Genomic DNA, 23,314 nt, shown 5'->3' on the forward strand with positions numbered 1-23,314 from the left:
TGCAAGTACAATGGGCATCGGTTTGGGAAGCAGTGGAGGGCAAGTCGCCGAAGCGGCAACGGACAATTACAGATTTGATTTTGGTTCGGGTGCTGTTGAGAACGGTTACACAGGCGTGTCCGCAGGAGATGCCTATACGCCTACGAAAGGTTATGGCTTCAACACACCTGCCAATATGAGAAATGTGCCTGCATCAGGAAGCGGGGTTAAGAGTGACGCTGTGCAGTTTCTGACTTACGGCACCAAGAGTACCAATACCTTCAATGTGAATCTGTCCAATGGCCTATATGAAGTTAAAGTGGTCCTGGGCAATACTGCCAGAGCGAGTGTGGCTGCAGAAGGTGTCTACCAGATCATTAATATGACGGGCAACGGGGCAACGGACCAGTTTCAAATTCCGGTGACTGACGGGCAATTAAACCTGCTGGTTACAGAAGGAAAGACAGGCACCGCCTTCACACTTAGTGCACTTGAAATCCGGAAGTTATCCAATCAAACCGTTACCAACCGCACGATCTACATAGGTGGTGACTCAACAGTTTGTAATTACTATCCGCTGGGTAGCAGTGTACAAGGAGGTTGGGGACAGTTGTTTCCGTCCTATGTGAACAATGCCACCTTCCAGGTTCGAAATATGGCGGCAAGTGGTCAATTTGCGAGAGGTTTCCGCGATGATGGTCAGATGGAAGCGATTCTGAAGTATATCAAGCCGGGAGATTATTTTATTTTGCAATTCGGAATTAACGATACCAATGCCAAGAATAATACAACGGAGGCGCAGTTCAAAGAGATTATGCGGGATATGGTACGTAAGGCGAAGAACAAAGGAGCAACGGTTATCCTCTCCACGCCTCAGGGCCGGGCAACAGATTTTAATACAGCCAATGTGCATCAAGCGGAGAACCGCTGGTACAATCAATCAACCCGTGCACTCGCTCAGGAAGAGGGAGTCACCCTGGTTGAACTGAATAAGTTAAGTTCTGCTTATTTCACGTCCATTGGTCCTGCGGCAACACTTGCTCTATATATGACAGGGGATAGTCTGCATCCGAATCGTCAAGGGGCTGCGGAGCTTGCGCGTATTGTGGCTGCGGACCTGAGAAGACAGGGACTGAATGGATTCTGACTTTACTACTTAATCAGTCTGCATAATCAGTGCTTGATATGATCCGTGTATGCAAAATAAAAAAATACCCCCGGGAACAACCCGCGAAACGGGCGGCTGATCCTCGGGGGATTTGTTATGCCTAGGCTGGGGATTACTCCATCATATCCTTGGCTTCATGGTTCACTTTTTTTCCTTTTAACAAGGGTTCCAGTTCATCTTGCACGCTCTGCTCCCACAGTGGTACATCTGTGCGATAGGCGGCCCGTCCGTTCAGATGTCCGGCGACCGGAGCCGTGATGAATACAAACAGGATACCTAACAACAAGCGGGCACTGATATAGTTATCGAAATACCAGAAGTAGAAAAATGTAGCGCTTAATACACAGAACACTCCAAGTGTCATACTTTTGGTTGCGGCATGGGCACGTAGATATACATCAGGCAGACGAATAAGTCCGAATGCACTGAGTGCACTGAGTAGTGCACCGAGCAGTACGAGTAGACCTATAGCGGTTTCAGCGGCTACTTTAACGATCTCCATCATTTTTGAATACCGCCCCCCGTTCAATATAACGTGCAAATGCCACTGTACTTAGAAAAGCCAAAATGCCAATCAGCAAGATAATATCCAGATAGGCTTGAGTTTGCAGCATCATCGACAGAACGGCAACGATGGCAATCACATTGATACCGATGGTATCCAGTGCCGTGATCCGGTCAGCCATGGATGGTCCCCGAAGCACCCTGTACAAGCAACCCAGAATGGCTAAGGAGAGAATGAGCAATGAGATGAACAACAGTGAGGATAACATTAACGCGTCACCTCCATAATTGCTTTTTCGAATGTATTTTGGATATCATCTCTCATTTTCTGTTCATCCTTGATATCCAGTGCGTGAATAAACAGTTTACGTTGATTACCCGAGATCTCAAGCGGCAGAGAACCTGGTGTCAATGAGATGAGTAAGCAGAGCAGAGTAACTTCCCAATCCGAGGACAATTGAGTTTTATACGTAAAAATACCGGGCCTTATATCTAACTTGGGCTTGATAATCTGGCGTATAACCTCAATGCTGGCTCGCACCAGTTCCTTGAACAGCAGTGTAATTAGTTTGAAAATGGCCCAGACTCGCACAATATAGAAGCGCTGGGGGAAGAATCTGCGCATCCCCCCGATGAGAAGCAGTCCGAGCAGGTAACCTATGAGAAAACCAACACCATTCCAGGCGTTGTTCAGAAACATCCATACAAAAGCAATGATAAGATTCAGTACAATCTGAAAGGCCATAGACATCTACTCCTTCAATACGGCATCAATATAAATATTGGGATGCAGTAGAATATCGCCTGCGCGGGAGGTCAATTGGAACATGCCTTCAGCCCCCACACCCATTACGATGATGAATACAAACAGAATTCCGGCAGGAATCAGCAGGCCGTTCACCGCGTAAGGGCGTCTTGTAACCCCGGCAGGTGGTTCGCCCCAGAACGCTTGTATGAAGATGCGTAGTACCGAATATAACATCAACAAGCTCGAAAGCACCGCAATGCCGGTAAGACCATACAAGCCTGCCTGCAAGCCTCCTTCAAAGAGAAGCAACTTCCCTGGAAATCCACTAAATGGCGGCAAACCTGCCAAGGCAAGTGCACTAATGAAGAACATCCAGCCTAGCAGCGGATAGCGATGGATTAACCCGCCCATGTTGTCGAGTTTGGATGTTCCGGCAACAGCGATCAAGGCACCGCCGAGCAGGAAGAGCAATGTTTTGATCAACATATCATGCAGCATATAGAAGAGCAGACCTTCCAGTGCAGGGCGACTGGCCGCAGCCATACCAAAAGCGACAAACCCTACACCTGCGACCACGTTGTAGATGAGAATCTTGTTTACATCGCGGTATGAGATCGCACCGATGACACCCAGGACCATCGTTGCTCCAGCCATCCATCCGATTAGTGCATGGAAGAAATCAGGATCATGATAGAAGATCAGTGTGAATGTTCGCACAATCGCGTACAAGCCAACCTTTGTAAGCAATCCTGCGAACAATGCAGTGACAACAGCAGGTGGTGCCGCATAAGAGCCCGACAACCAGAAGAACAGGAACAGTCCGGCCTTGATGCTAAATACGATCAGAAAGAGAACAGCAATTAAGGTAATGACTCCGCTCTGTCCCACTTCAGCAATTTTGACGGACAAATCTGCCATGTTCAGTGTGCCAGTTATGGAGTAGAGGAAGCCGATGGAAGCGACAAAAAGAGCTGAAGAAACGATGTTAATCAAGACATATTTGATCGTTTCCCGAAGCTGTCTTTCCGTACCTCCCAATACGATCAGTGCATAGGAAGAGATGAGCATCAGTTCAAAGCTGACAAACAAATTGAACAGATCTCCGGTTAGGAATGAACCGTTAACGCCCGCGATCAGAAAATGAAAGAACGGATAGAAGTGGTGCTCTTCCCGCTCCTTGTTCACACTGCGGAACGCATACAGCAGACACGCCAGTGCAATGATGGAAGCGGCAACGACAAGTAGCGCCGATACCATGTCCGCAACAAGCACAATACCATAGGGAGGTGCCCATCCACCCATATTAAGCGTTAGAACTCCAGTCTGAGCTACCCGCGTAATGAGTATCGTTGAGACCGCTGCTGTAAACAAAAGTCCAATGACACTAATGATCCGCTGGATATTCGTTTTCCGGAAAAATAGCAGAGCCAGAACACCTGTAATCAAAGGCAACAGAATGGGCAGAACGACGAGATTATTCATATGGGCGCCCCCTTACTTCTTCCATATCGTCTGTTCTCAGCTTCAGATAAGAACGATAGGAGAGAACAAAGAAAAACGCAGTGAGTCCAAAATTGATAACAATCGAAGTTAGTATCAAAGCCTGAGGAAGAGGATCGACATAACGTTCAGCCATCTCCCCAAGCAGTGGTGGTGCCCCAGTTTTGAGACGTGACATGGTGATCAAGAGCAGATGCACACCATGGGTTAGTATGGACATGCCAAGTACGATGCGGAGCAGGCTCCGCGACAAGATTAAAAAGACGGCAACCGCAAACAGAATGCCAACGGCTACACACATCAATATTTCCATATCAGCGATCCTCCCCGATCTGTAGAATGATGGTCATGGTGACACCCAGGACAGCGAGATACACGCCAAGATCAAACAGCATGGCTGTAGCGAGTTCTGTCTCTCCCAGCAAAGGAAGTTCGAAATAGCCGAAGGTTTGACTTAGGAACGGGACTCCGAATATAAATGAACCCGCACCCGTGAGTAAAGCTATACCCAATCCGATTCCTGTTAGCATACGGAAGTCAACCGGTAACGCTTTGCGTATCGTATCTGTACTGAATGCCAGGGCAATCAATACGAGCGCTGCCGCTGTGACCAAGCCGCCGATGAAACCTCCGCCCGGATTGTGGTGACCTGCAAAGAAGAGGTGCATGGCAAACGTCAGTATGATGAACACAACAACCTTGGTGGTCGTTTGTAGCAATACATCATTACTCTGCAAGGGGACAGTATCCCACGAGGATGAGCTGCGTTCCCGGTTACCATACTTTTTCGTATTGTCCGCTTCATCATCCAGAGCAGGTTCGGAATCCTGACTCTCGTCCTTCTTACGGAACTTCAAGCGGGCTCCAAGATCTTTTGCTTCGAGGTTCAGATTAATCATGGAGTAGATAGATAACGAAGCAACGCCAAGCACCATAATCTCCAATAACGTATCGAAGCCACGGAAATCTACCAGCAACACGTTCACGACATTTTTACCACCAGCTGAGTCATAGGCTTCCTGAAGGAAGAAAGTAGAAATGCTGTCCAGTGAGGCTGTTCCGCTTGCGGCCAATGCAACAAAAGTCATCACGATTCCGACTGCAATCGCTACGATCATATTTACCGTGAGATAACTGCGGCTTGATTTGCCACGTTGAAGCTCAGGCAGATGGTAGAAGCAGAGCAGGAACAATGCAACGGATACCGTCTCAACAATCATCTGTGTCAACGCCAGATCCGGCGCCCGGAAGAGTACGAATAGCAGAGTTACAAGGTAACCAACTGCTCCAGTCATAATGACTGCCGATAGTCTGTTCTTGGCAAAAGGAATCGAAACTGCAGCACCGATGAGCGTGACTAGTAGTACCACCTCATAAAATGAGTAAGGTGCATTGCCTTGCAGATTCCAGGTAATATTTTCTCCTGAACGGAAGAAGGCATAGACCAGCAACGCGACCGTGAATGAGAAAATGTAAACGAGATAATTACGAACCGAGCCATTCATATAGGCTTCCGTCCATTTGCGTGCATAATGCTGAAGATTATCAAGCACGACATGGTACATATTGTTAATTGTTAATCCTTGTGGATAATGCTCATAAATATTCCTCCATCGTGGCAACAGCTTGTAGAGAGTGATTCCGAGAATCACAACTCCGATTGTCATAATCAGTTCCGGAGTCCATCCATGCCACAGGGAGAAATGTACATCGAAGCGCTCATTCCCATTCAAGAGGGATGGAAGCACAGCGGCCATTGCCGGTTCAATCAGTGATCCGGCCAGCAGATTCGGGAAGAGTCCGAATACAACGACAAGAACACCTAGAACAACAGGCGGAATGAGCATGCCAGCGGGCGCTTCGTGCAGCTTCTCGGCAGGGATCTCGCTTTGGCTACGACCGAGGAATGTTTTGAACACGATAATAAGCGCATAGATCAGGGTAAACACACTTGCAAGCCAAGCGAATACCGGCAATAGAACACTCCAGGACCCAAGTCCAAAGATTCGTAGATGCGTGACTTCCACCATCGCCTGGAAGAATAACTCCTTGCTCAGGAATCCGTTGAAGGGCGGAATACCCGCCATGGCAAGTGAGCCGATCAATGCCACGGTGAATGTGATTGGCATGAATGAAGCAAGTCCACCGAGCTTCCGTATGTCACGTGTACCCGTTTCATGATCAACAATCCCTACGACCATGAACAGAGCGGCCTTGAAGGTTGCATGATTAAACAGGTGAAGCAGCGCAGCGGTTATTGCAACAGTGTACATCGCAGAGGATTCGCCATATCCGAAGTAGAGAGCAGCAGATCCAACCCCTAAGAGGGACATGATCAGACCAAGTTGAGAGATGGTCGAATAGGCAAGAATCGCTTTGAGATCGTTTTTTTTCACCGCCAGGAATGATCCATAACACAAAGTCAGAAGACCAACGCCGGTAACGAGCCAGAACCAGAGTCCCTGTCCACCGAAGATTGGTGTAAACCGTGCTACAACGTACAGTCCGGCCTTGACCATGGTGGCTGAGTGAAGATAGGCACTCACAGGTGTCGGAGCTTCCATGGCATCCGGCAACCAGATATGGAACGGGAACTGAGCTGACTTGGTGAAAGCTCCAATCAGGATCAAGATAAGTGCGGGTAGAAATAGTGCGCTTTCCTGAAACTGACCCAATCCTGTAATGGTTGCACGAATACTGAATGTTCCGGTAATGAGATACATCATCATGAATCCGGTAAGCATGGCGAAACCGCCAAATACCGTAATCAGGAATGATTTTTGTGCTCCTGAAGTTGAGGCTTTACGTTTGTAATGGAATGCAATCAACAGGAATGACGTAATACTGGTCAATTCCCAGAATCCGTAGAGCACGATCATATTATCAGACAGTACCACGCCCAACATGGCTCCCATGAACATCAACAGATACAGGTAGAAACGGTTCAGCGCTTCTTTCATATCCATGTAGAAGATGGAGTAGAGAACAACGAGGACACCGATTCCGGTGATTAGCAGTGTCAACATGAGGCTCAGACCGTCCAGATACAGATTGAATCCAATGTCCAATGAAGGGATCCACGGGATATTTCCGGATACGGTATTGCGCTGTGACACAGCGGGTATGAGACTCGCAAAGTATACAAATAATAGTGCCGGGACAAGGAGAACCGGCCATCCCAAATGTAATTTACGGAAGAAACGATGCAGCATGGCAAGAAGAATGCCAGCGGCAAAAGGCAGAATAACAGCAACATGAAGCAGGCTCAACATTACACCCCCAATGTTTAGAATTTCGACTTCTCTCTGTGTGACATACAGGCGCATGATCCTTTGAAGGATATGCTTGCTCTCTATATTCATAACCCAAGTATGTATATACAGAATCGTGTCTATTCTTTGAATGGAAGAAACACGGTGAAGATTTCAGTATAATATTGTATGGGCATGTATAATAAAAAAACACACAAGTTCCGATAAATATGAAAACGATTAGGGCGTGTCTGAAACTCCGAAGAAGCAGATTTTGCCGAATTTTCGTTCCAAGCCAGGAAGTTTTCCGCAGGCGTGCCGGGGCACGTCAAGGGAAAGTGACGCAGCAGGGGGCGAAAAGGCGGTAAAAGATGCACTTCAGCGAGTTTTGAGACACGTCCGAGGTGACATTCCGTGTACTCTTTACAGCATAGTTATGTTGAGAAGCAAGATGGTTTCACCGTGTAATGGAGGAAGTAATGTCATTCAAAATTAGAACTGTGCTTACAGTCATCTTTGCTGTGTTATCCTTGCTGGTTACCCTGACGATTGGGTCTATTTTTAGCCAAAAGTCATTTGTTGCTGTAGAGACTGAGATTGGTCACTCGCTTACAGGCACGGCCTCACAGGCTTCGGACAAGCTGGATCGATTCATGTCCGCTCGTGCGGGTGAACTGGACCTGCTGGGCCAAATGGCTTCGTTGGAAGATGAATTCCAACCTGATGAGATTCAGATGCTGCTGGATCAGTTACAAGATAGCTTTCCCTCATTCTCATGGGTTGGATTCATGGACCCGAAGGGAAAAGTGTTAGCTGCTACGGATGGTATCTTGCTTGGGGAAAATTTATCAGAGCGACCTGTGTATCAGGAGGGAATCAAGGGTAAATTCATTGGAGATGTGCATAATGCAGTACTTCTTGCCAAGCTGCTTCCGAATCCAACGGGAGAGCCGTTGCAATTTGTCGATATCAGTTTTCCGCTGAAGGATAGCAAAGGAATGATTCAAGGTGTGCTCGCTGCACATTTAAGCTGGGAATGGGCGAAGGAAGTCGAGGAATCTGTACTTGCCCCATTGGAAAGGGAAGAAAAGGACATTGAGTTTTTTATCGTAAGCAAAAAGGAACATACAGTGTTGCTCGGGCCGAAGGAATGGGTCGGTAAACCGTTGGTGTTGCCTGGCATCGAAGAGGCCCAGCTCAACAAGAGCAGTTGGTCCATTGAAAAGTGGCCTGACGGTAATGAATATGTGACAGGGTTTGCCTACAGCCAGGGTCATCTGGATTATCCCGGATTAGGCTGGACCGTTGTCATTCGTCAAGTCAAGTCATCTGCTTTTGCTTCTGTGTTTGACCTGATGTGGTTTAATGTGTGGTCTGGACTCGCCGTTACCGTGCTGTTTGCACTGATTGGCTGGGTTGTCTCACGTCTGATCTCTGCCCCGCTTGTGCGTCTTACCAGAGTAGCCAATCGACTGCGTGCAGGGGAAGAGCTTGAGATTCCTGCGATTAAGGGGATTAAGGAGATTGAAGTGTTGTCCCGTTCGCTTCGGGATATGCTGACCTCTCTTATGAATAAAAACTCAGAGCTGGTCGTGATGCAGAATCTGGCGCATTTTGATCAGTTGACTAGACTGCCAAATCGCACTGCCCTTGAAGTGTATCTGGAGGAGTCTCTGGAGACCGAAAGTGAAAATCACACGCTGACTTTTCTCTATCTGGATCTCGATGGATTCAAACGGGTCAACGATACACTTGGACATCAGACTGGAGATGTGCTGTTACAGAAAGTGGCCCAGCGACTGTCTGCTCTTGGTCAGGTGAAGGGGATAACTGTCCGATTGGGCGGAGATGAATTCCTGATTGTACTTCAGTCTGTTGGAAGTCATCCGAGGGAAGAAGCCATGGCTTATGCAGAAGCCATCATTCAAAGCCTGAACAAGCCGTTTATTATCGAATACGAGCGAATTCGAATTGGATGTAGTATTGGAGGAGCTGAATATCCAACCAACAGCGACAACCCAAGTGAGATTATCCGGATGGCGGACGAAGCTTTGTATGAGTCCAAACGTGCAGGCAAGAACAGAATGACATTTTATTCCGAGTTGAAGCAGGATCGTTAGCGTATAATAACATTAGCGGGGTTATCCCAATTACCTTTGTGCGAATAAGCGTATAGACAAGGAGGGGTGAAATTGTCTGGAAAATATACAACTGTACCTTATGGTTATGAGCCACCTGCGGCCAGCCGCAAAGGTACACTGACTTTTTATGACTCGTTTGAACATGTGACCGATGAGCAACTCGAGCGAGCCGCTGCAACGGTAGATACCCGTTCATTCATACAGCTTGTGCTGTATCCTTTACACGAGAGCACGTTTAAACGAATGAGCAAGGATACGATACAGGCATATTACAAAAGAGAAGACCGCCTGCATGATTGGCGGCGGGAACATCCAACTTCACGTATACGTGTGGAGGGGCTTGAGGGTAAGAGAAAGAAATATACACCTGTGGATAGCGCGCTGCGCCATATCACTGCGGAATATCCAGCCCCTCACTTTCTTTATTTGACGATAGAGATGGCGAATATGTTTGCTTCATTTGATTCCTTCAAGGATTGGATCAAAGAGCTGCGTCTCATCATTGACGGATCGTCCGAATACCTGCATCCTAGGCTGGAGCAAAATCGTCATCGCTGGGAATGGGCGGAATGAAAACATAGACGTATGAAGAAGATCAGCCTGCTGATCGTATTCAAACCCAAAAAAAGTTGTGTTGTACAAACCGGAATTCCGGTGTACAGCACAACTTTTTTAGTTATATTTTCTCTGACAAGGACGAAGTCAGATCAAGTGATGTTACGGTTTTATTTTTACCTGTTCGTTTCGCGGCATACAGACAGGCATCCACTTCCTCGAACAATTTGTCTTTGGTTAGATTAGGGCTGTAGCTTTTGAGACCGATACTCACCGTGATGGAAGCTCCTTCAAGTTCCAGATGACCCATCAGGGCAATCTTCTGACGAATCTGTTCCACCAAGGCATAGGCCTGCTTGAAAGATTGCTCAAACATCAATAAGGCGAACTCTTCGCCCCCGTACCGTGCTGCAATATCACTTGAGGTAATGGTTTCCTGAATGATCAGGGACACTTTCTCCAGAATGATGTCTCCAACCCGATGACCATACGTATCATTAATGGATTTGAAGTCATCAATATCGATCAGGGCCAGATGCAGACTCATGCCACTGTTGGCATACTCAAATGCTTTTTCATAATAATCCTTGAATGAGCTTTGATTATAAAGGTTGGTTAGACCGTCTGTTTTGGACTGTTTGGTCATAATGGCATTTCGCACAATAAGGTCCTGCTTGGCAAGCATGCTGGCATGAAGATCATCGAGCACCTCAACGCCGCTGGTTACGATAACCTGTGCTACATATGTACCTAGGATTAGAAAAGCAGGAATGGATACCATGTCAAATGAAGACAGGTACAACCTGTAGGCCGGATCGAACAAAACCAAAAAGTAACCAGTCATCTGCATCAGAAAGACAATCCAGACTCTCTTTTTACTGAAAAACAGCACCGAAGCAAAGATGGGCAACAGACAGATTGCTAATATAATTCGGATGTCATAATTGACATGAATAATCGTCCAGGCGATAACCGTGCTGGCTATAGACATGGTGTAAAAGGAATATGAACTGAAGCGCCGATCAACCCAACTTGCGAACAAAATGCATGAACAGCTGACGGCCGTAGGCCAGAAGAGGACATTCATCAAGAAATCTGTAGGTGTGCGATCATACTCCAGAAACAGGAAACAGCCAATCTGAATGGCGAAATGTGCAATGATAACAATCCAGTAGGCATGGAGCATTTTTTGGATCCATTTGGAATGTTTGAACTCGTACTCTGTTGGAATGTGGCTATTATGCGTATGGAAACCTTTCATATATCACCGCTGACTGCATCATAATGGTACGACAGAATTACTCTCGTATATGATAATTATAAATCACAATGAACAAAACGCAAATGTATTTAACTGTTATGTGAGAACAAGACTCACAGAAGTTTCGAGTTGTCACAAACTTTTTATGGAGGACAAACAAAACTCAACAATACACTCATAGACTATATACATGGCTCCGTTCCATATGTAGGAAATCATTGATGAAGGGGAGGTGATCTTCATTCCTCTTGTCGTTCGTTCAACCGTTAATGCTACGGGAGCAATTACATTTACAGGAAATACGCTTGGACTGAGTCGTTCGGAAACAGCGGGAGTACCCGGAACACAGGACAGTATTGGAGGTTTTATCACAACCAACACCAGCCTCCAGTACGGCACCTATCCACTGGGAACGACAAGCCTGTATCAGAGCAACAGTTCAGCAGCCATTCTTACACTACCTGCTGGAAGTAGCGTTCTGTATGCAGAATTGATCTGGGGCGGCAGTTACATCAATGGTACAGTCAATCTGAGTGCTGCCATCAACAATCCGGTTACGTTTATTACACCCGCAGGGACTTCCAGTGTTACCCCTGATCCACTTACCTACAATCAATTTGATCTGGGGGGCGGTGCTGCTGGCTATGTACGTTCCGCCAACGTAACCACACTTGTACAAAATGGGGGAGCAGGTACATATATCACCGGTGCAGTGGTAGGGACTATAGTTATTACAAATGATTCCACGGCCAATCATGCGGGGTGGACACTTGGAGTCATTTATCAGAATCCTAATCTGCCTTTTCGCAACATGTCTTTGCGTGCAGGCGGCGTACTCGTTCAATCCACTTCACCACCTGTTGTTACCACACTGACTGGATTTGCAACGCCCCTTTCCGGTGTATTGGGAGGAAGAATACTGTTCAGTGCGCAGGAGGGAGACGCAAACCGGACCGGTGACCAGGCATTATTCGGGCCAACCTCAGCTACATCGGTTGCTTTGTCCGGGCCCAATAATCTAGCTGCGAACTTTTTTGCTTCTCAGATTAACGGAGATACCGGAGCGCTTAATACAACAGGAACGTTTGGGACACGAAATCAGATCAACGGAGCTCCAGGTACAAATATTATCGGTGGACGTCAAGGCTGGGATATTACCAATGTGGATGTTTCAGCAAGACTGATCAATAACCAGTCATCTGCGGTGTTGACATTAACGACCTCGGGGGATGCCTACATTGTCAACGCCAATGCAATTCAAGTTGATATTAATGCACCCAAAATCACATTGGCTAAGGCAACGGTCGCCGCCGGTGCAGTTGCCGGGGATAGTATTCTATATTCGGTCACCGTTACCAATGCAGGCACTGCGAGTGCGGCCAGTGTTGTTTTATCCGATTCACTTCCTGCAGGTCTTACCTTTATTCCAGGCAGTGTCACGGTTGCAGGTGTATCCCGTCCAACACTTGATGTGACGGCAGGCATTCCGTTGGGTTCGTTAACTTTATCCAGCAGTGTTGTTGTAACCTATCGAGCACTCATCGGTCAGGATGCAAGCATCCTGCAACTGGTGAATTCGGCCAATGCAGCCTTTACATTTCAAAGTGTAGCAGGGGGGCCGGTCATTACCGGAGTTATTCCTTCCAACAACTCCACCCTTACGGTTTATTCGCCAAACCTGTCCATTGTGAAATCGGCGAGTACCACCAATGCCACGGTGGGTGACCTGGTAACCTATACACTGCAGGTGAACAACGGAGGGAATGTTGCTGCCAACGTTACATTGAGGGATAACATTCCAAGTGGTAGCTCATATGTAGCAGGCAGCTTTCGTCTGAATGGAAATGTGATTGCTGGCGCCAATCCGGTTACCGGCGTAAATCTGGGGAGCCTCGCGGCAGGAAGTGCCAATACCGTGACTTTTCAGGTACTTGTAACAAGCTTGCCAACACCGCCGACTCTTGTGGATCAGGCTACAGCTTCTTATTCCTTCAATTCACCTGATGGTCGGACGATCACGGGAAACATCGCCTCGAATACCTTAACGATTCCGGTAACATTGCCCAATGTGACCACGGTAAAATCAGCATCCGTTACCGATGTTGCTGTCGGGGAAACCTTCACGTACACCGTAGTTACGACCAACAGCGGTATTCAGGTGATTAATAATGTGGTACTTACAGATGCGATCCCTGCTGGAATAGCTTTTGTTCCCGGCAGTGCAACCGTAAGGGGAACTGTCGTACCGTCTGCGAATCCGAGCAGTGGTATCTCTATTGGGACATTGGCGGCCGGAAGTTCTGCGACGGTGACGTTTCAGGTGAATGTGCAGTCTTTGCCTGCTTCAGGTTCGTTAGTTAATCGAGCGGTAGTGTCCTATAGCTCTGGTTCGTTCACGGGCATTTCCAACTCCAATTCCATTACAACCCCTGTATACCAAGCTGTTGTTGGTATCAACAAGTCGGCAAGCCAAACCAATGCGACACTGGGGGATCAGATTGCATACACACTTGTGGTCACGAACAGTGGGAATATAGCGAATCAAGTGAATGTGACGGATACGATTCCAGCGGGGCTGACGTTTGTCCCGAATTCGGTAACTGTGAATGGTACTGCACGTCCTGGAACAAGCCCATTAACCGGAATAACACTGGGAAGCCTCCTGCCGGGAGTTGCGGCTACGGTGGTGTTTCGCGCTACACTCACCACACTTCCGACTCCCCCGACACTGGAGAATCAAGGGACAGCAAGTTATACGTACCAGCTTCCAAGTGGAAGGAATCTCTCAGGCAGCAGCTTATCCAATATCGTTCGTATATCTGCATCGGCTCCCAATATTTCTATTAGTAAAACAGTAAACACACCGGATGCGACAGTTGGAGATGTGCTTACGTATACCGTTGTTGCAACAAACGCAGGAATTAGTGCAGTACAAAATCTGGTGATTTCGGATGCACCATCCGGCTCTGAATTTGTCCCGGGTAGTGTCACGATTAATGGATCTGCTGTTCCCAGCGCAAGCCCCGTTGCGGGAATCGCAGTGGGTTCATTGAATAGCTCAAGCAGTGTAACTGTGACCTATCAGACCCGAGTGAATTCCGTTCCATCTACGGGTTTGGTTAGTAACCAGGCCAATGCAGCATTTACATCAGGCAGTTTTAACGGTGTTTCTTCTTCAATATCAGTAAATACTCCCATATTTCTTCCAATGATCCAAGTGGTGAAGTCAGCAAGTACAACAAGTTTGACGGTAGGCGATACGTTTAATTACACCATCCAAATTAACAATACAGGTAACATAGCTGCAACGGTTACCTTGACAGATCCCATTCCAGCAGGAGCAGTATTCAGCACAAATAGTGTCATTATTAATGGCGTACCTACACCTGGATTCAGCCCGGAGTCGGGTATCAGTCTAGGAGAGATTGCAGCGGGCTCAGGTGCAACGGTCACCTTTGTTGCGACGGTTACCAGTTTGCCAGATGCAAGGCAGTTAATTAATCAGGCGGTTGCTTCATTTGCCTACACACTCCCAAGCGGGAGAACGATTGCCGGTCTCTCGTCATCAAACACCATCACTATTCCAGTGTCTCTGCCCAATGTTACGATTGTCAACAGTGACAATGTAGAGTATGGCGTAGTCGGAAATGTCATTCGATACACATCTGTTATTCGTAATAACGGCACAGTAGCCGTTAATAATGTGGTATATGTCAATCCTCTTCCTTCGAATACCCCATTTGTACCCGGAAGTGTCATTGTGAACGGGACTTCGTTCCCGCTCTCCAATCCGACCGCCGGCATTCCAATCGGTACGTTGGCTCCAGGAGCCGAGGTTACCGTAACTTTTGAGGTGACGATTACCATGCCGATTCCTTCGCAGATTAACAATCAGTCGACGGTCAGCTTCACGTCCGGTTCATTTTCAGGGTCATCATCGTCCAATACCACTCAGACTCCGGTCATACAACCGCAGATTTCACTTGTCAAAACAGCAAATACCGTAAATGCAACTGTAGGTGATACGGTTGTATACACGGTGACGGTCAGCAATGCTGGCAATCTGGAAGCAAATGTTACTCTCACAGACAATATTCCTTCTGCGACTACTTTTGTACCCAACAGTGTGGTTGTATCCGGTGTGCCAGAGCCGGGAGTAACACCAGCAACAGGTATTCCGGTAGGCATTGTAGCAGCAGGGGCGACGGCTGTTGTCACGTTTGCCGTTGTTGTGGATTCACTTCCATCCCCACAGCAGCTTAGCAATTTTGCTACATCATCCTTTACATTTACACCTCCAGATGGGCGGACGTTGACTGGCTCAGCCACTTCGAATACACTCACGTTCCCGGTCTCGTCACCAAACGTCGCTGTTGTCAAAAGCACAGCTTCCACTGCGGCTACGGTAGGCGATACGGTGACCTATTCCATTCTGGTGACCAACAGCGGAATTGCACCGGTGAACAATATTCAGTTTTCAGACCCGATTCCAGCTGGAGCCTCCTTTGTTACAGGGAGTGTCACAGTGAATGGGGTTGCGCAACCCGGAGCCAATCCGGCAGGTGGGGTACCCCTTGGTACATTGGGGCCAGGAACGTCCGCGACGGTCACATTCAGTATCCGTATCGACGCGATCCCGCCAAGTGATCAGTTGAGCAATCGCTCTACGGTCAGTTTTACCTCAGGTACATTCTCAAGCACAACCTTTTCAAATACCGTGGTCACTCCGGTGTACCAGCCTATTCTTTCAGCGCAAAAAACAGCCAGTACACAAAATGCTACCGTTGGGGATACAGTCAGCTACACGATAACTGTGAACAATCAGGGAAACTTTGGAGCCCAGATTAACCTGACAGATAACCTTCCAGCCGGAACCATCCTTGTTCCAAATAGCGTTATTGTGAACGGTCAACCGCTGCCAGCAGGAAATCCAGCAACGGGCATCCCCGCAGGCACTGTGGCTCCCGGAGCTACGACCACCATTACCTTTTCAGTAGTTGTTGATACGCTGCCAAGTCCGCAACAACTGGTGAATCAGGCTTCGGTAGCTCTATCATATACATTGCCGGATGGGCGGAACATCACGGAGTCTGTTCTATCCAATGTGTTGACCATTACCGTATCGGCACCGGATGTCGATGTCGTCAAATCCACAACTTCAACGGCGGTATCAGTTGGTGATATCGTAACGTATAGCATCGCTGTAACCAATAACGGAATTGCAACGGTGAACAATGTGGTTTTCACGGATGCAGTGCCGACAAGTACCGTTCTTGCGCCAACCGGCGTGTTTGTCGATGGTGTTCTGCGCCCTGGTGCCAATCCTTCTACGGGAATAACCCTTGGTTCCATCGCACCTGGCGTAACGGTAACCGTTGTATTTAGTGTGCAGGTCACGGCGCTTCCGGCAAGTGCAGTGTTAAACAATCAGTCCACGGTCAGCTTTACATCAGGGGCTTTCTCAGCGACCACATTCTCCAATACGGTTACAACTCCGGTCTTTCAACCTATTCTGGCGGCAGTCAAAACGGGAGATCAGACGATAGCAACGGTAGGGGATACCGTTGTGTACAGCATCGCCATTTCCAATACCGGGAACTATGGCGCATCTGTCACGTTAACGGATACCATTCCGGCAGGAACAGAGTTTGTTCCTAATAGCGTTATTATTAACGGGGCTTCTGCACCAGGTGCAGATCCAGCTTCGGGTATTCCGCTTGGTGTCGTTTCCACAACAACTCTAGTTACCTTCTCCGTTGTGATTGTGACGTTACCTTTGAGCCAGTCCATTACCAATCAGGCTTCTGCGACATTTTCGTATACATTACCTGATGGAAGAACACTTGGAGGCACGATTACGTCCAACGCACTCAACATTCAAGTATCTGCTCCGAACGTCAGTGTAGTTAAGACAGCTTCGGTAGTTGATGCCGTGGTAGGCGACACGATTGTGTATGAAATGGTTGTGACCAATGAAGGAATTGACCCTGTAAACAATATTGTGTTAACCGATCCCATCAGTCCGGCCGTAACATTTGTTGCTGGGAGCGTCCTGGTAGATGGCGTTCCACGGGCCTTGGCAAACCCGGCGCTGGGCATAGCCCTTGGTAGTTTAGCCCCTGGAGCATCGATAACGGTATCGTATGCAGTTCGGGTCAATACACTGCCAACACCACCGGAAGTAAGCAGTCAGTCTTCCGTAAGTTTCACATCGGGTGTTTTCTCGGGAGCAGCGTATTCCAATACGGTTGTAACACCAATCTATCAGCCGATTATTGCCGTAACCAAAACAGGGAGCACCTCCAATGCAACGATTGGTGACACCATCACGTATTCTTTTGCAATTATCAATAGTGGGAATCTTGCTGTTAATTTAACATTAATCGACAGTATACCAAACGGAGCGGTACTGCTTCCCAACAGTGTTCTGATTGATGGTGTTCCACAGCCAGGTGCCAATCCGGAGACGGGTATCGTTGTGGGTACCATACCGTCCGGAGGTACGGTTACTGTAACGGTTACCCTCGAAGTGACTGTGGATTCGTTGCCACAGGATCAGCAACTGGTTAACCAGGCGGTGGCCAACTATACATTTAGTCCACCCGATGGCCGTCTGTTGACGGGGAGCGTATCTTCGAATGTTCTGGTTATCCCGGTATCTGCACCAAATGTTGTTGTTGCCAAAAGCACAAGTGCCATTGATGCTGTTGTTGGTGATGTAATCACCTATACCGTTGTAGTAACCAATAGCGGCATTGAAGTGGTGAATAATGTGGTCATGGTTGACCCGGTACCTGTCGGTACAGTATTTGTGCCAGGAAGTGTTACGGTGGATGGTGTGCCAAGACCAACAGGGAATCCGAATACAGGCATCACGCTTGGTTCGATTGTTGCGGGTGCTTCCGTTACGGTTACATTCAGAGTAGAGGTTGTGGTGATATGAGCCAATCTTCCGGTCCGTTGTCCCACTGGCTAAAGAATCAGTCCCTGGTTCGATTCAGCTCGGGTGCGACTGAACTGGAACAGGTATCTTATTCGAATACGGTTGTAACACCGTGGATCGGCCCCAGGCTTGAAGTCAGAAAAGTCTGCAATATCACGGAGGCTGCCTTGGGGCAGTCTCTTATCTACCGTGTTGAAATTGTTAACACCGGAAATCTTACGGCCCTAGTGTACCTATTGGATCAGCTATCTGCAGAGACGGCACTGCTTCCCAACAGTGTACTGCGTGATGGTATTCCGTTACCGGGAGCATCACCGGAGAGAGGATTGCCTCCAGCCGAAATCGCGCCTGGAGCCACGTTGCGATACCACTTCCAAGTTGTAATCTTGCGTTTACCTGAGACACTGAAGCTGCTGAATCAGGCACAGGTTAACTATGAGTTTTTGACACCAGAAGGCAGATCGGTTACGGGTATGGAACAATCCAATATCGTTGAGGTCAATCTGGTCTCATCCCGGCTGGAGATTTCCTTTCAGGCGGATCACATCTATACCTTCTCAGGGGATATTGTCATGTACACCGTCATCGTGAGCAATCCGGGTTTTATTGCAGCCCCGAATGCCCAAGTAACGATTTCTTTGCCACAAGGTATTGTTTTTATACCTGCGAGTGTCATCGTAGATGAAATGTTTGCGCCACAAGTAACGCCTGATACGGGCATACAACTTGGAGAGATTTTACCCGGAAGCTCAATTAGAATACAATATCGGGTTCAGGTTACGGGGGGAAGCGATGCAAAGGGAATATCAAGTGTAGCTGTACTGGCGTATATCTCGGCAGGACAGCAGGAGATGGTCTACTCCAATCAGGTTACTCTGGAAGTGATACAGCCCCAGGTCTCTGTGGTGAAAAGTGTGCTCCCGGTAACGGCCACATTGGGTGATGCCGTCCAATATAATATTACCGTCTCCAATGCAAGCAGTTATGCGGTGGATGGAACTCTCCTGGATGTACTGCCAACAGGTATGACATTTGTCGAAGGCAGTCTGCGCTGGAATGGGGTTAAACGTCCCGGAACCAACCTGGCTAAAGGTCTTAATCTGGGGACGTTGACAGCCCGGTCGGTTCTGAATATTCAGTTCGAAGCGAAACTTCCAGATCGAGATGAATCGATGCCTGATGACTACAGGTATGTGAATCATGCTAGCCTGATGTATACATTTCGATTGCCGGATTCACGGTCAGTGCAGCGGATGATTACATCTAATGAGGCTGTGGTCGAATTGAAAGCGCCGATAATTCAGGCTTATGTTCAAGTGACACCCACATTGGTCGAGCAGGGAGGTACCGTCACTTTTCAGGTACGTGTGGGGAATACGGGGAATTTGCCGGCACGTGTACAACTTGGGAGCATTTTACCTGAGGGTGCCAGATGGCTTGGTCAAGCTACGGGTCAGCTCCAATTGAGCATATCAGAGTATTCCACACCACGGGTTCTGCATGTGGGCGTGATTGAGCCTGGAACGGAAAAGAACATCTCGTATGTAGCGAAGTTAGCTTCTGAGAAGGTGGGGACGCTGCAAGGAGACTTGATTGCCAGGTACACGTATGAATGGAATGGACAAAAACGGGCTGGCGAAACCCGATCGAATGAGTACAGCATCATTGTGGAGTATAGAGAAGAATAGGAGGTATCACGGTTAACGGTAACTTGCCTGAGGAATTTGCTCATTCTGGTGGCCATGAGATTACACGAACGTAAATGAATGGTATACTAATTGAATATGAACTCGGCAATCAACCCGTGGAATCGGGACGTCGGAGTAGAGGAGGCAGCCACATTGGCAAAAGCAAAAGTAGCAAAAAGACCTACACGGGATGAGTTTGAACTCGAAGAGTTGGGAAACCAGCTGGTTGAAGCTTTTCGGGAACGTTCGGAAGTACTGTTGACGGTATGGGGCAAAGAAGATCAGGTGCAAGGAGTCATCGTCAAAATGGACTCCCGTACACGACTCGTGCATGTAGAGTATACCGAAGAAGAGTTCACAGCGAAGGTACCTTTTCTGGATATCATGCGTGTGCAATCTCCCCGGTACTGAACGAAAAAAACAGCAATCTGAATAATTAGGGCATCCGCCCTGTCAAAGTCGTTCTTCCTGCATAAGATAACCCATACCTGTTGCAGAGGAGGTACGGTCAATGAGCGAAGTATTAGGTGGAGAAACAAGAGGCTACGGATACGGAGGTTTCACTTCTGTAGGTGCCATTCTGGTTCTGTTCATCCTGTTGGTTATCATCTCCAAAGCGTTCTTGGTATAATTGCATATCTCTAAAGAATGAAAGAAGCTCTGCCATCGCGGCAGAGCTTTTTTGTTCGTTCAGTCCTTGGCGAATTTTGTAGAAAATCGGTGTAAGTCCTGCTTACGTTATGTTAGAATATAACCATCCCTAGAGAAAGAAAGAGGTGTTTTGATTATGAGCCAAACGTTAACAGAATCTTTAAATGAACAGATGAACTTTGAGTTTTATTCCGCTCATGTATATCTGGCTATGGCAGCCTATTGTTCCAGCAAAAGTCTGGATGGATTTGCGAACTTCTTCATCGTGCAAGCGGAAGAAGAGCGATTCCATGGCATGAAAATATACAAATTCCTGAATGATCGTGGGCAACGTGCGACACTTGAGGCTTTGCCAGAACCGAAGAATGAATATGCTTCGATGCTGGATGTGTTTGAGCATGGTTATGCTCATGAACAGCAAAACACGAAAAAATTCTACAATCTGGCTGACATCGCTCTGAATGAACGTGAACATGCAACGATGTATTTCCTGAAATGGTTCATTGATGAGCAGGTTGAAGAGGAAGCTTTGTTTGACAATATTATTCAGAAGCTGCGCCGCATTGAAAAAGACAGCAATGCCTTCTACATGCTGGATGCCGAGTTTGGCAAACGTTCGTTCACTGCTCCAACTGAATAAATTGCACGTAGGGAGTCGAGAAGATTCCAGCGTCAAAACACCATTTACATACAGCATGAGGTAATGATCCTGAAAGCAATGGGGGCAATCCCCTTGCATGGGATGATGGTTTGATGCCATATGCTGATTGAAGACAAAGAAGCCTGCACTTGTGCAGGTTTTTTTGCATGCAACGATATTTATAGATTGTATTGATTTACTTGAATTGGAGTAAAGGTCTATCAAAATTCTGAATGTGGGTAATAGAGGATATGTCACAATTGATCTATCCTGCCGGGATCTTATTTTGCGCAAATCTATCAAATTCGTATTAAATTTTAGGTTTATCTGACAAAAGTGTAACTCTACCGTAGCCTTTGGAGCGAGAACAGGAGCCACTATCTTTGATAGTATTAGGATTAATCGCCAAGGGATGAAGGTAGAAAAACATGGACACCCGGGGAAATATAACACATAAGGGAGACTTTTAATTATGCTACATATTCGTAAATCTATCATGGTCACACTTGCTATTTTATTAATCATTCCACTATTATTGCCGCAGTCGGTATCTGCCAAATCAGCTGCATCCAAGGATGGTGCAAGCAAAGCAAATTCCAAAATCATATACCTGACGTTTGATGATGGGCCAACCGCTCATACGGGTCAGTTACTGGATATTCTGGATCAATATCATGCGAAGGCAACGTTTTTCATGCTGGGACCTCAGATGGAGCAATTTCAGAAGGCTACCAAACGTATCGTAGCTGACGGACATGGATTGGGTCTGCATGGTGTGACTCACGTTCCAGGCAAATTCTATAAATCTGCATATAGCGGATTGAAAGAGATGCAACAGGCCAATGCAAGTCTGAACAAGGTTGCCGGAGTTAAAACAAGTCTCGTGCGGACGCCATATGGTAGTAAACCTTATCTCAAACCGGCATTCCGTAATGTACTGCTGGGCCAGGGTGGATTCCATCTATGGGATTGGAATGTCGACTCGGAAGACTGGAAATACAAGAAGGATCACCAGAAAGTCTATAACAGTGTAATGAAGCAAATCCACAATGTGCAAAAGAGCGGAACAACACCTGTTGTGCTTATGCACGACCAGGAAGCAACGCTGAAAGTATTACCGCAAGTATTGAAAACATTGAAGGCAGAAGGGTATCGTTTTGAAGTATTAAGCAAAAAAGTACAGCCGGTTAACTTCTGGAACGACAAGCGTTAATCTTTTGAATTTTTAGATTGGCTACAACGAAGGAGGTACACATCATGAAGAAACAGCCATTATGGATCACGATTCCAGTAACGACAGCCGTTTTACTTGCTTTGGCAGGATGTGGCGGACCGGATTCAAATACAGCATCATCAGAGAATAGTTCTTCACCAACGACAACAGTGGGGGAGCAGACCGAGACCGGCAGCGGTGGTGCTGATTTCTCTAATGAAAATGAAACAGGAACCAAAGAGAATACGGGCACAACAGATAATGAAGACACATCAGGATCGAAGGCAAATGACAACCAAGTTGCCACTGGTCATTCAGGTGTGAATGATGTGATCAAGCAAGTTCGCAACCAGTTGAAAATGAAGGATGCAGCGTTACCCACTTCATTCACATTGGACAAGGGTACATCTTTGGGGGCGGCAATACTGTCCAATACTGCGGATGCATTTAAGGTAAACTTCTACGCTACCACTCAGTCTGTTGCCATTAATGATCAATCTTTAACTGCATCCGACAGTAAGATACCTGTACTGGCTTCCTATGAAGTGAAAACCTACAAGGACCCGGATCAGCCAGAAATATTCCCTGAGACGGACCTTAAAGATATTCCAGCAGATATGGCTGTGGATCTAGGACATGGCATCAAAGGTATGAGTGAAGGTGCCGCAGGCAGTCAATATCTGACTTGGCAAGAAGGTAGATGGACGCTGGAAATTCGTTCGGTATCCGAAGATGAAATGAATAATCCGGGCATAGCGAAAAAAATGGTGGAGTACCTGGAGTTACATACCTTGCCTGTACCTAAAGATAAAGGGTATATCAAGGTTGAATATCCAAGTGGTGGACAGTCTGTTCATGTAACGATCTCATGGCAGGACGGTAACCAAATTCATCAGCTTAAGACCGATCAAGTGCCATTAGAAGCTCTTGGTATGGTTGTATCTGTGAAATCTTAAGTATTCTACGGTTATCCTGCAATGTAGAAGAAATGAGTTTGGGATTGTTACGATACACCTAAAAAAAGCTTGGCCCAGGAAGAAATTGCTGGGCCAAGCTTTTTATTTTGAGCATG

General features: G+C 47.2%; 17 protein-coding genes. 10 read left to right on the plus strand and 7 right to left on the minus strand.

Features of this window, described 5'->3' with window-relative positions:
* The first annotated feature begins 10 nt into the window (after positions 1-10).
* Complete coding sequence (locus MHI52_RS13200; protein WP_405159384.1) at positions 11-1,126, plus strand: rhamnogalacturonan acetylesterase; 1,116 nt, start codon at positions 11-13, stop codon at positions 1,124-1,126.
* Between the two features lie 133 nt (positions 1,127-1,259).
* Here the strand turns inward: MHI52_RS13200 and mnhG are convergent, their stop codons facing one another.
* The 6 genes from mnhG to MHI52_RS13230 are packed head-to-tail and all read right to left on the minus strand — an operon-like array spanning position 1,260 to position 7,168.
* Positions 1,260-1,652 (minus strand): monovalent cation/H(+) antiporter subunit G, encoded by a 393-nt coding sequence (mnhG, locus tag MHI52_RS13205; RefSeq protein WP_017688856.1) that lies wholly within the window; start codon positions 1,650-1,652, stop codon positions 1,260-1,262.
* The gene (locus tag MHI52_RS13210; RefSeq protein ID WP_017688855.1) at positions 1,636-1,920 is read right to left on the minus strand and encodes a Na(+)/H(+) antiporter subunit F1; all 285 of its coding nucleotides are present in this window, start codon (positions 1,918-1,920) and stop codon (positions 1,636-1,638) included. Before MHI52_RS13210 ends, mnhG begins: the two co-directional genes overlap by 17 nt.
* The gene (locus MHI52_RS13215) at positions 1,920-2,396 is read right to left on the minus strand and encodes a Na+/H+ antiporter subunit E (protein ID WP_036608718.1); all 477 of its coding nucleotides are present in this window, start codon (positions 2,394-2,396) and stop codon (positions 1,920-1,922) included. Before MHI52_RS13215 ends, MHI52_RS13210 begins: the two co-directional genes overlap by 1 nt.
* Before the next feature lie 6 nt (positions 2,397-2,402).
* The gene (locus MHI52_RS13220) at positions 2,403-3,881 is read right to left on the minus strand and encodes a Na+/H+ antiporter subunit D (RefSeq protein WP_036608717.1); all 1,479 of its coding nucleotides are present in this window, start codon (positions 3,879-3,881) and stop codon (positions 2,403-2,405) included.
* Positions 3,874-4,212 (minus strand): Na(+)/H(+) antiporter subunit C, encoded by a 339-nt coding sequence (locus MHI52_RS13225; RefSeq protein WP_036608715.1) that lies wholly within the window; start codon positions 4,210-4,212, stop codon positions 3,874-3,876. Before MHI52_RS13225 ends, MHI52_RS13220 begins: the two co-directional genes overlap by 8 nt.
* Before the next feature lies 1 nt (position 4,213).
* Positions 4,214-7,168, minus strand: a complete 2,955-nt coding sequence (locus tag MHI52_RS13230) for a Na+/H+ antiporter subunit A (protein ID WP_076249960.1) — start codon at positions 7,166-7,168, stop codon at positions 4,214-4,216.
* A 461-nt stretch (positions 7,169-7,629) separates the two neighbouring features.
* Here MHI52_RS13230 and MHI52_RS13235 point away from each other — a divergent pair, with 461 nt between their 5' ends.
* Positions 7,630-9,270, plus strand: a complete 1,641-nt coding sequence (locus tag MHI52_RS13235) for a diguanylate cyclase domain-containing protein (RefSeq protein ID WP_338708636.1) — start codon at positions 7,630-7,632, stop codon at positions 9,268-9,270.
* Between the two features lie 72 nt (positions 9,271-9,342).
* Entirely contained in the window at positions 9,343-9,864 is a 522-nt protein-coding gene (locus MHI52_RS13240) for a hypothetical protein (protein WP_405159160.1), read from the plus strand.
* A gap of 103 nt (positions 9,865-9,967) precedes the next feature.
* Here the strand turns inward: MHI52_RS13240 and MHI52_RS13245 are convergent, their stop codons facing one another.
* A complete protein-coding gene (locus MHI52_RS13245; RefSeq protein WP_076249565.1) occupies positions 9,968-11,107 on the minus strand; it encodes a GGDEF domain-containing protein in 1,140 nt (379 codons plus the stop codon).
* 232 nt (positions 11,108-11,339) lie between these two features.
* Between MHI52_RS13245 and MHI52_RS13250 the strand changes: the two genes are divergently transcribed.
* From MHI52_RS13250 to MHI52_RS13280, 7 genes are all read left to right on the plus strand, one after another.
* A complete protein-coding gene (locus tag MHI52_RS13250; protein WP_405159161.1) occupies positions 11,340-18,050 on the plus strand; it encodes a hypothetical protein in 6,711 nt (2,236 codons plus the stop codon).
* A complete protein-coding gene (locus MHI52_RS13255; RefSeq protein ID WP_405159162.1) occupies positions 18,047-19,738 on the plus strand; it encodes a hypothetical protein in 1,692 nt (563 codons plus the stop codon). Before MHI52_RS13250 ends, MHI52_RS13255 begins: the two co-directional genes overlap by 4 nt.
* A gap of 153 nt (positions 19,739-19,891) precedes the next feature.
* Positions 19,892-20,149: a YolD-like family protein gene (locus MHI52_RS13260; RefSeq protein ID WP_036608707.1), complete on the plus strand. Its 258-nt coding sequence runs from the start codon at positions 19,892-19,894 to the stop codon at positions 20,147-20,149.
* 100 nt (positions 20,150-20,249) lie between these two features.
* Positions 20,250-20,369: a hypothetical protein gene (locus MHI52_RS13265; RefSeq protein ID WP_017688846.1), complete on the plus strand. Its 120-nt coding sequence runs from the start codon at positions 20,250-20,252 to the stop codon at positions 20,367-20,369.
* A 156-nt stretch (positions 20,370-20,525) separates the two neighbouring features.
* Entirely contained in the window at positions 20,526-21,029 is a 504-nt protein-coding gene (locus tag MHI52_RS13270) for a ferritin (protein WP_047842684.1), read from the plus strand.
* 472 nt (positions 21,030-21,501) lie between these two features.
* Complete coding sequence (locus MHI52_RS13275) at positions 21,502-22,242, plus strand: polysaccharide deacetylase family protein (protein WP_074094795.1); 741 nt, start codon at positions 21,502-21,504, stop codon at positions 22,240-22,242.
* 44 nt (positions 22,243-22,286) lie between these two features.
* Positions 22,287-23,198, plus strand: a complete 912-nt coding sequence (locus tag MHI52_RS13280; protein ID WP_405159163.1) for a hypothetical protein — start codon at positions 22,287-22,289, stop codon at positions 23,196-23,198.
* The last annotated feature ends 116 nt before the right edge of the window (positions 23,199-23,314 follow it).

The sequence above is a fragment of the Paenibacillus sp. FSL H8-0283 genome (assembly GCF_045040675.1).
GTDB lineage: Bacteria > Bacillota > Bacilli > Paenibacillales > Paenibacillaceae > Paenibacillus > Paenibacillus amylolyticus.

What these genes read in the sequence shown, in the direction of transcription:
- MHI52_RS13200 (WP_405159384.1), top strand. Translation starts at nt 11, where the DNA reads ATGGGCATCGGTTTGGGAAGCAGTGGAGGGCAAGTCGCCGAAGCGGCA.
- mnhG (WP_017688856.1), bottom strand. Translation starts at nt 1,652, where the DNA reads ATGATGGAGATCGTTAAAGTAGCCGCTGAAACCGCTATAGGTCTACTC.
- MHI52_RS13210 (WP_017688855.1), bottom strand. Translation starts at nt 1,920, where the DNA reads ATGTTATCCTCACTGTTGTTCATCTCATTGCTCATTCTCTCCTTAGCC.
- MHI52_RS13215 (WP_036608718.1), bottom strand. Translation starts at nt 2,396, where the DNA reads ATGGCCTTTCAGATTGTACTGAATCTTATCATTGCTTTTGTATGGATG.
- MHI52_RS13220 (WP_036608717.1), bottom strand. Translation starts at nt 3,881, where the DNA reads ATGAATAATCTCGTCGTTCTGCCCATTCTGTTGCCTTTGATTACAGGT.
- MHI52_RS13225 (WP_036608715.1), bottom strand. Translation starts at nt 4,212, where the DNA reads ATGGAAATATTGATGTGTGTAGCCGTTGGCATTCTGTTTGCGGTTGCC.
- MHI52_RS13235 (WP_338708636.1), top strand. Translation starts at nt 7,630, where the DNA reads ATGTCATTCAAAATTAGAACTGTGCTTACAGTCATCTTTGCTGTGTTA.
- MHI52_RS13245 (WP_076249565.1), bottom strand. Translation starts at nt 11,107, where the DNA reads ATGAAAGGTTTCCATACGCATAATAGCCACATTCCAACAGAGTACGAG.
- MHI52_RS13255 (WP_405159162.1), top strand. Translation starts at nt 18,047, where the DNA reads ATGAGCCAATCTTCCGGTCCGTTGTCCCACTGGCTAAAGAATCAGTCC.
- MHI52_RS13265 (WP_017688846.1), top strand. Translation starts at nt 20,250, where the DNA reads ATGAGCGAAGTATTAGGTGGAGAAACAAGAGGCTACGGATACGGAGGT.
- MHI52_RS13270 (WP_047842684.1), top strand. Translation starts at nt 20,526, where the DNA reads ATGAGCCAAACGTTAACAGAATCTTTAAATGAACAGATGAACTTTGAG.
- MHI52_RS13275 (WP_074094795.1), top strand. Translation starts at nt 21,502, where the DNA reads ATGCTACATATTCGTAAATCTATCATGGTCACACTTGCTATTTTATTA.
- MHI52_RS13280 (WP_405159163.1), top strand. Translation starts at nt 22,287, where the DNA reads ATGAAGAAACAGCCATTATGGATCACGATTCCAGTAACGACAGCCGTT.